Raw genomic sequence first — 7,782 nt, 5'->3', positions numbered from 1 at the left:
CACGCTGCGGGCGCGTGCCTGCGGCCGGAGCCTCCGCGGCGTCGCTGCTGCGCTTGGCGCGAGTGCGCTTCGCAGGCGCGGCTGCGTCGCCCTCGCCTGCGGCGGCCTCCGCCGACGCATCGCTGCGCTTCCGCGGCGCACGCTTAGCCGCAGCCGGTGCTGGCTGCGCCTCGCTTTCGAAGGCTTGCTTCGCCGCCCTCGACTGAACCCGAACCTTCTCGATGATCAGGTTCGTGAACTTCTTCACGTTAGCCATAAACGTGTCATCCGAAGCCAACCCACGCGCAATTTCATTCAGCCTGCGCTCCCAATGGCCGGTCATTTCCGGCGAGGTCAACAGATCGACGCCTGCCTTGCGGATCAACTCCACCGCCATGCGTCCCTTCTGCGTAATGACGATTCGCTTGCCCTGCATCACGATGTAACCTACACCCTTGAGACGCTCTATAACCGAAGCTCGCGTAGCAGGGGTACCCAGGCCGGAATCCTTCATCGCATCACGAAGCTCCTCATCTTCAACCTGCTTCCCTGCGCCCTCCATTGCTTTGAGCAGCGTACCTTCTGTATAGGATTTAGGGGGCTGTGTCTCCTTCTCCTTGGCAGCTATTTTAGAGCAATGAACTCCTTTATCTTCATTTAAGCTAAACGGCGTACTTATTTCCTCTTCCGCAGCTTGATCCTCATCTTCATTCTTGTCTGCCTTGCTCTTAGCTTTTGGCTTATCCTTCTTCTGATCGGCATATATAACCTTCCAACCGATGGAGAGCAGCTGTTTGATCGTACTTTTGAATGCTTCCTGCTCAACAGTTGTTAGTACGGTATGCACCTTATATTCCGCCGGTGGATAAAAGTGAGACAAAAACCTTCTCACAACCAAGTCATAAATATGCTGCTCATCAGCCGATAGCCCGTTAGCCTTTTTATGTGTAGGCAGGATAGCATGGTGATCCTCAACCTTAGCCGGGTTACAAACCGCTTTATTATTTTTATGGACAAAACGCTTCTCAGCACCTGCAACCAGCTCATCATAAGAAGTCCCGCGAAGCTGATCCAATGCTCGATGCATCTCCGGAATGTTTTGTTCATTCACATAATTTGAATTTGTACGCGGGTAACTAATAACTTTATGCTTCTCATACAATGCCTGAGCAACATCCAATGTCTTTTTTGCTGAAAAGCCGAATTTCGCATTCGCTTCCCGCTGCAAAAGCGTCAAATCATACAGCTTAAAAGGGTATTCCTTCGTATCCTTTACTTCATAGCTGGTAATCGCGCCCGGTTTTTTCTTACATTTCTCCACAAGCGCCTGGGCCTTCTCGGGGTCAGTCAATCTATCCCCCTGCCACATCCCTTTATATTCGGTTTCATCTTGCGTAAACATCGCTTCTACATCATAAAATTTATTCGAGCTAAATGCTTCAACTTCCTTCTGGCGGTCATACAAAATGGCCAGCACCGGTGTTTGCACGCGACCTACTGACAGCAGCACCTGATGCTTGGTAGTAAAAGCCCTTGAGCCATTCATTCCGATCAACCAATCCGCTTCGCTTCGGGCACGGGCCGCTTTAGTTAAATTCTCGTACTCTGCGCCTTCGCGAAGCTCGGAGAAGCCCTTGCGGATTGTTTCAGGGGTTAAATCGGAAATCCAGAGCCGTTTTACCGGTTGAACCAATTTCAAATGTCTCTGAATAAGTGAAAAAATATGCTGCCCCTCACGCCCCGCATCGCAAGCATTAACCAATCTTTCGCTGCGCTTTGCCAAATCGGCAATGACTTTTAACTGATCCTTTGTTTTGGCATTGGGCACCAGCTTGAAGTGATCTGGAATGATCGGCAAATCTTGAAAATTCCATTTTTTATACTTTTCAGCATAAGCATCCGGCTCCGCCAAGCCGATCAAATGCCCAATTGCCCATGTAATAATATATTGCTCCCCTTCTATATAGGTCCGGAAATTTTTGGCCTTTGGATCGATAGCCGCCGCAATATTACGCCCCATGTCAGGCTTTTCAGCAATAATTAGTGTTTTCAATAATACGTTCGCTCCTCATACAAAAAATACCGTGATTCCTAGTTGCAATTCAAACCATGTATGCTATAGCTTAATCTAATCCATCATTATGTCAATGGGTAGTCCGATCTATCTCAATCATAGCAGCACAGCAAAGACAGTTCAATGTGAAGAGGTTTTATTAAGAATTACGCTAGTTTTCCTGTTTCAAAAAAATAACACGCCGCACCGTATGGAATAATCATACGGTGCGGCGTGTAGAGTGCCTAGAACTATAAAATAGTTGAGAACTTATTGCCTGCAAATGAGCTTTTACAAAGAATTAAAGTGTGGTTGTAGTTGGATGGTGATTCCCAATTTTACAGCGCCGCACCTTTTCCTCCATCAACATTCACTGAAGTTCCGGTTACGTATGAAGCTGCATCTGATACAAGAAAAGCAATAACATTGGCAGCTTCCTCTGTATCCCCTATCCGTCCGAGCGGAATAGCATGCTTCGGATCTTTGGCGAATTGCTCCCAGGTCATATCCGGCGCAGTACGTTTCCACATTTTCTCAATTTGATCGCTTCGAATTGTGCCTATACATACGGCATTAACTCGAATGCCATCAGCAGCCAAATCCTTACTCATCGCATTGGTAAGCGCCAAACCAGCAGCACGGCTTACGGAAGTGGGTAATGAGGATGCCGGAGGTGTTTTGGCTGCAGAAGTAGCTAAGTTAACAATGGCTCCTCCACCTGCCTTACGAAAGTGAGGGATTGCAGCGCGCGAGCAATGGATCGCACCGAATAATTTCAAGTCAAGATCATGTGTCCATGTATCTGTATCTACTTTTTCGAACGTATTAGCAGCTGAAGTTCCTGCATTGTTAACCAAAATATCCAGTCGGCCAAACCTTTCCGCAGTCTCGGCTACGGCCCGCTCACATTCCTCCTGTGAGGTCATATCCGCCTGAATATAGAATGCCTCCTTACCGGTATTCTCGGTTATGTACGCAGCAGCTTGTTGCAAGTCATCCTCATTGCGGGCGCAAATGGCTACATTCGCACCTTCCTTTGCTAATGTAAGAGCCGTATAGAGCCCAATCCCTTTACTTCCTCCGGTAATAAGAGCAACCTTGCCTTTTAACCCTAAATCCAATTCCAACCACTCCCTCCTGATTTATTTCTAGATTACTCTTTTTTCAGCAGAAAGGCGAGTGTATCTTATCGTCACGGCTGCGGCATAACTTCTGGAATGACTCCCTCCATACGAGACGGCTGTCACTTAACTTCCGGAATGACTCCCTCCATACGAGATGGCTGCGGCTTGGCTTCTTTGGATGATTCAACGATTTGCGCTTGTCGAGCTCTGCTCTCCGTAGCAGGTTCTAAAGTTGGCAATGGTCTAGCCTTGTTCTCCGTTGCAGCTTCTACAGGTTGTGATGCTCTGGGCTTGCTGTCGGTGGAAACACTACCGGCTTGAGACTGCTGCTGAGTGCCCTCCGGTTTAGTTTCAGCCTTTAATAAGGATTGCGATTTGCTCTCAGTCCCTGCTGCCTCTGCTTGCGAGGATTTACCTTCGTTTAGTGCTTTGTCTTTGACATTATCTTTGTCTACTTGGGAATCTCCGCTTACTGGAGTCTTTTCGTCTGCTTTTGATTGAGAGCTTTTCTGCTGCTCCGTAATCTCCGTGCTTCCGCTTCCCTTGTTCCCTTTGTCCCCACTGCCACTGTTAGCTGTGTTACTGCTGCAAGCGGCCATAGTAACTACTAATGTGAAACTCAATAATGTAATGACTGTTCTTCTCATTTTCTCATCTCTCTCCTTATACTTTGTTCTTCCAAGTCTCTTTTGCTTGTGAACATCTTTTATTTTCGACCCAAGATGTTAATATAACTTCTCCAACTTGTAAACAAATTGTATCTAAACTACCTCCTGCACAAGCAATTCGGTTCATTGTTAGCCATTCTTATCTCAAAGCAAAAAAAGCTGAAGCCTGTTAAGCATGGGCTGCAGCTTGCTGTAATAAGCGATATGGAATTATTTGTTGAAATTATACGCTATCCTTGTTCATTTAAATTCAATGATGAAGGGCACATTTCTTTCCGGCGTAACTGTTATTACAGGACGAGATGCGGATGGAAGAACTCCATATGACCTCCAGCCGTATATTAAAATCTTCTTATTATCCTTACTCCAATCCATTTGAAAAGGAATCATACCTCGATAAATCTCTATTTCATTTATGACCGTATTCCCTTGTAGTTTGGCCACATAAATACTTTCCTTACCCTTAGAAAAAGCAATATATTTCCTATCGCTAGAGAGCCCAAAGCTGCCAATTTGATCCAGTAAAATCGTCGTATTTGCATTGCGAACATCGTATAAATATAGAGCTCCCTTTTGCCCGACGAACATGATTTGATCATCATTGATAAAGTCAAAGCTTCCATCACTGCTTATAGGTTGTTCATATTGAGTTGTCAATTCGTTCCCGACTATTTTTCCATAAACAACATAAGGCTGCCCATCTGATGATTTCATTATCAATGCGCTTTTACCATCATCAGAAAGTTTAACATTGTAAATGATATCTTTCTCATTCCGACTAGAAAACACAATTTCATTAAGACTCCGACTGTTCACATCATAGACTACCAGCTTAGCTTCTGCTTTTGTTCTATCCCTCTGTACGTAGGTAACATATTGGCTATTCCTCGACCACGTTACTGGATTCATTCTCATATTAGCTTTTGCAAGTTCACTTATTAGATCCTCTTTGTGATCCGTGAGATTATATAGCAGCAGCTTTTGCTTGCCGTCCTCATTGGCAACTGACGAAACAACATACATTCCATTGGGAGATACACTTTCAACTTCCGTATTTGCATCAATGTTTATCAGCTTCTGGTGTGAATTATAGGAATAATCTATTCTTTCCAAGCTGCGGTCTTTATCTTTCCTCCCAAATACTCCTAGTACCTGTTCCTTATCTGCCCATCCAAGTATGTCTCCAGTTGAAGTATCGTTTTCCATAAGCTTATATATTTTATTCACCACGAAGTCTTCGTTAACGCTCTGAATCGGATTAGTTTCTGCTGTATCAGGAATAATAATGGTTTTAGTTTTCAGCTCTCCTGAACAGCCTGACATTACTAAGCCGAACACAATGCAAGGTACAATAAGCTTGAACACCCTTTTGATCATATAGGTTCCCTCATTAGCACCCTATAAGGTAATTGTATATGGACGCTTGTTTCCTGGTTTTCACTCCTCATATAAATACTTCCTCCGTGCTCCATAACGATCGCCTTGCAAATGCTAAGACCTAAGCCGCGGCTTCCCGTTTCCTTGGACAATCGTCGATCTCCCCGATAAAACGGATCAAAAACGTTAATTAGCTCTTCCGGCTTCATTTCTTCCCCTTTGTTGATAATTGTAATTTGAACGGTGTCAAGTGCAAGATGGGCTTGTACAATAATATCCGAATGAGGATAACCATACTTGATGGCATTATCGATAACGTTGATAAAAACCTGTCTCAGCTTGTGAGCGTTTCCGTAAACGTACAATGACTCGTCCACCTTATATTGAATGGTCTTTTTATACCTATCCGCTTTAAAAGCCATCCCCTCTGATACATCTTGCAAAATCCGACCCGCCTCGATGAGTTCATATACTTCCTGGGCAGCGGTTTCCTTGGAGAGCTCCAATAGATTAACTACCATTTCATGAAGCCTTTTACTCTCATCTACGATGTGATTCATTCCTTTATCGAAAAAAACCTCATCATTCCGACCATTGTCTTTAATCATTTCTGCATATCCCAATATGGAGGTGAGCGGTGTTTTTAATTCGTGAGTGACATTATCATAAAACTGTTTTCGATGAAGGTTCAATTCTTCCAAGCGATCCCGATCTTTTTCGATTTTTTTAATTTGCATCTTGATCTTTTCAATCATTTTGCTAAAGTTAGTTGCGAGTTGGCCAATTTCGTCTTTTCGTTTAAATGCGATCCGGATGTCCAGATTTCCATTGGTCACCTCGGTTGAGGCCTGGGTAAGCTTAACGATGGGAATTGTAATATTTCTTGATAAAATATAGGAAAAAATAAATGCCACAGCAAAGATCGCTATAGTGACATAGTATATAAAATCCAGAATATGTTTACTTTGCTCATGAAGCAGAGAAAAATCTTTGACAAACCTCAGAATACCCACTTTTTTTCCATCCATCACAACAGGGTAAGAATAATACACTTCCGCCGCGCTATTCGTATAATAGATCGTATAAGCTGTCTTTCCATTCAGAGCATTCTGTAAATCATCATCAATCCCGTTTGGGAATTTCTGGTCATTGGACGTATAGATCCTATCTCCGCTTACGGTGTAAGCACTAACTTCACTTGAACTTACATGATGCAGGTCTTCTACCATTTCTTTAGCCATCTGCTGAAAATAAATCTCATCATTATTGTAATGATTGATCATAAACGTTTGCTTAACATACACACTGCTATTCTTCTTAAGACTGACCAGATCTTGTGTAATGATTTTCTCGTTGCTGGTTTCTATGATTTGTACGACAAAATGGTTCAACAGCAGCAGAGATACGGAAAAAATGATGAAGAAGCCTACTAGAAATTTAACCTTAATTGTCGGGATCATGTAAGTTAATCCACCTGTTTTTCAAATTTATAACCAACACCAAAAACCGTTGTGATCAAGTCGTTAGCATCTAATTTTTTGCGCAATCTTTGGACATGAATATCTACTGTTCTTGTATCTCCTGCATATTCATACCCCCATACAAAATCCAGCAGCTCGGTTCTGGTAAAAATTTTACCTCTATAACTGTAAAGAGTGATTAGGAGATCAAATTCTTTGGGGGTAAGCTCGATGATTTCTTCATTTTTCTTGACTAATCGTTCATCCTTCGTAATTTCGATATTATGAAATCGGATAGTATTGTCTATCCGTTCCTCTGAGGGGCTGTTTGCCAGAGCCACTCTTCTGAGGATGGTTCGAATTCTCGCGATGACTTCCCGCAAATCGAAAGGTTTGGTAATATAATCATCTGCTCCGAACTCTAACCCTAATATTTTGTCTGTAATATCCGATTTGGCAGTGATCATAATAATTGGAATATTGTTTGTTGCCGTAACTTTCTTACAGATATCAAGTCCGCTTGAATCGGGAAGCATCCAATCGAGCAGCAGCAGATCTGGTTTAAACCGCTCGAGGCTTCGGATTCCTTCTTCACCATTGTTGGCTGTTATCGTATGGAAGCCTTCCTTATTCAATCCATAAGCAAGAAGATCCGCAATCGCTTCTTCATCTTCGATGATCAGGATTTTCTTCTTATCCATAAATTCCTCTCCATTCCAAGCGTCCTAAGCGTGATATTTCCCTACCGGCTCATCCAGCACCCATTCCAATAGAGTAATGGATTCTTCCACCTGCTCCGTTTGTACACGAAGCGATTTAACCGCGTCTGAACTATCCTGTTCTTCTTTCTCCAACAAAGCTGCCATTCTGGATTCCAACGATTTTTTCGACATGATCAATTCATTGAGCTTTCTTTTAATCTGGTTCTCAGTTCTCATGATAACAAACACTCCTCATATCCTTTATATCCATCTCTCTAACACTTATAGTAATACAATAACACTCTTAAGGACAATTTATATACACCCCATACCTAGTCATGTTTTCCAAATCAGCTTTATGGTTGCAATTTCCAAACTTGTTATGATATATTTATTCTTCTGCAAAATCTAATGCCTATA

7 protein-coding genes are annotated in these 7,782 nt (G+C 43.0%); all 7 read right to left on the bottom strand.

Features of this window, described 5'->3' with window-relative positions; genetic code table 11:
- Positions 1–2,032, bottom strand: a 2,032-nt coding sequence (locus GC093_RS11690; protein WP_171652056.1) for a DNA topoisomerase 3, incomplete at its 3' end; no start/stop codon positions are given.
- A 338-nt stretch (positions 2,033–2,370) separates the two neighbouring features.
- Positions 2,371–3,153, bottom strand: a complete 783-nt coding sequence (locus GC093_RS11685; RefSeq protein WP_171652063.1) for an SDR family NAD(P)-dependent oxidoreductase — start codon at positions 3,151–3,153, stop codon at positions 2,371–2,373.
- Between the two features lie 122 nt (positions 3,154–3,275).
- A complete protein-coding gene (locus GC093_RS11680; protein ID WP_216624597.1) occupies positions 3,276–3,779 on the bottom strand; it encodes a hypothetical protein in 504 nt (167 codons plus the stop codon).
- A gap of 285 nt (positions 3,780–4,064) precedes the next feature.
- Positions 4,065–5,201 carry a TolB-like translocation protein gene (locus tag GC093_RS11675; protein ID WP_171652054.1) on the bottom strand — a complete coding sequence of 379 codons (1,137 nt, stop codon included), beginning with the start codon at positions 5,199–5,201 and terminating at the stop codon, positions 4,065–4,067.
- Positions 5,198–6,661 carry a sensor histidine kinase gene (locus GC093_RS11670; protein WP_171652053.1) on the bottom strand — a complete coding sequence of 488 codons (1,464 nt, stop codon included), beginning with the start codon at positions 6,659–6,661 and terminating at the stop codon, positions 5,198–5,200. Before GC093_RS11670 ends, GC093_RS11675 begins: the two co-directional genes overlap by 4 nt.
- A 5-nt stretch (positions 6,662–6,666) precedes the next feature.
- The gene (locus GC093_RS11665) at positions 6,667–7,362 is read right to left on the bottom strand and encodes a response regulator (protein WP_171652052.1); all 696 of its coding nucleotides are present in this window, start codon (positions 7,360–7,362) and stop codon (positions 6,667–6,669) included.
- 24 nt (positions 7,363–7,386) lie between these two features.
- On the bottom strand, positions 7,387–7,599 hold the full coding sequence (locus GC093_RS11660) for a hypothetical protein (RefSeq protein ID WP_171652051.1): 213 nt from the start codon (positions 7,597–7,599) through the stop codon (positions 7,387–7,389).
- Between the last annotated feature and the right edge of the window lie 183 nt (positions 7,600–7,782).

Origin of the sequence: Paenibacillus foliorum (genome assembly GCF_013141765.1) — a bacterium.
GTDB classification, from domain to species: Bacteria; Bacillota; Bacilli; order Paenibacillales; family NBRC-103111; genus Paenibacillus_S; species Paenibacillus_S foliorum.
This window is presented reverse-complemented; position numbering and strand designations above follow the sequence as displayed.

Bases quoted from the DNA above. Each gene is read 5' to 3' on its own strand.
- GC093_RS11675 (WP_171652054.1), bottom strand. From the start codon at position 5,201: ATGATCAAAAGGGTGTTCAAGCTTATTGTACCTTGCATTGTGTTCGGC.
- GC093_RS11670 (WP_171652053.1), bottom strand. From the start codon at position 6,661: ATGATCCCGACAATTAAGGTTAAATTTCTAGTAGGCTTCTTCATCATT.
- GC093_RS11665 (WP_171652052.1), bottom strand. From the start codon at position 7,362: ATGGATAAGAAGAAAATCCTGATCATCGAAGATGAAGAAGCGATTGCG.
- GC093_RS11660 (WP_171652051.1), bottom strand. From the start codon at position 7,599: ATGAGAACTGAGAACCAGATTAAAAGAAAGCTCAATGAATTGATCATG.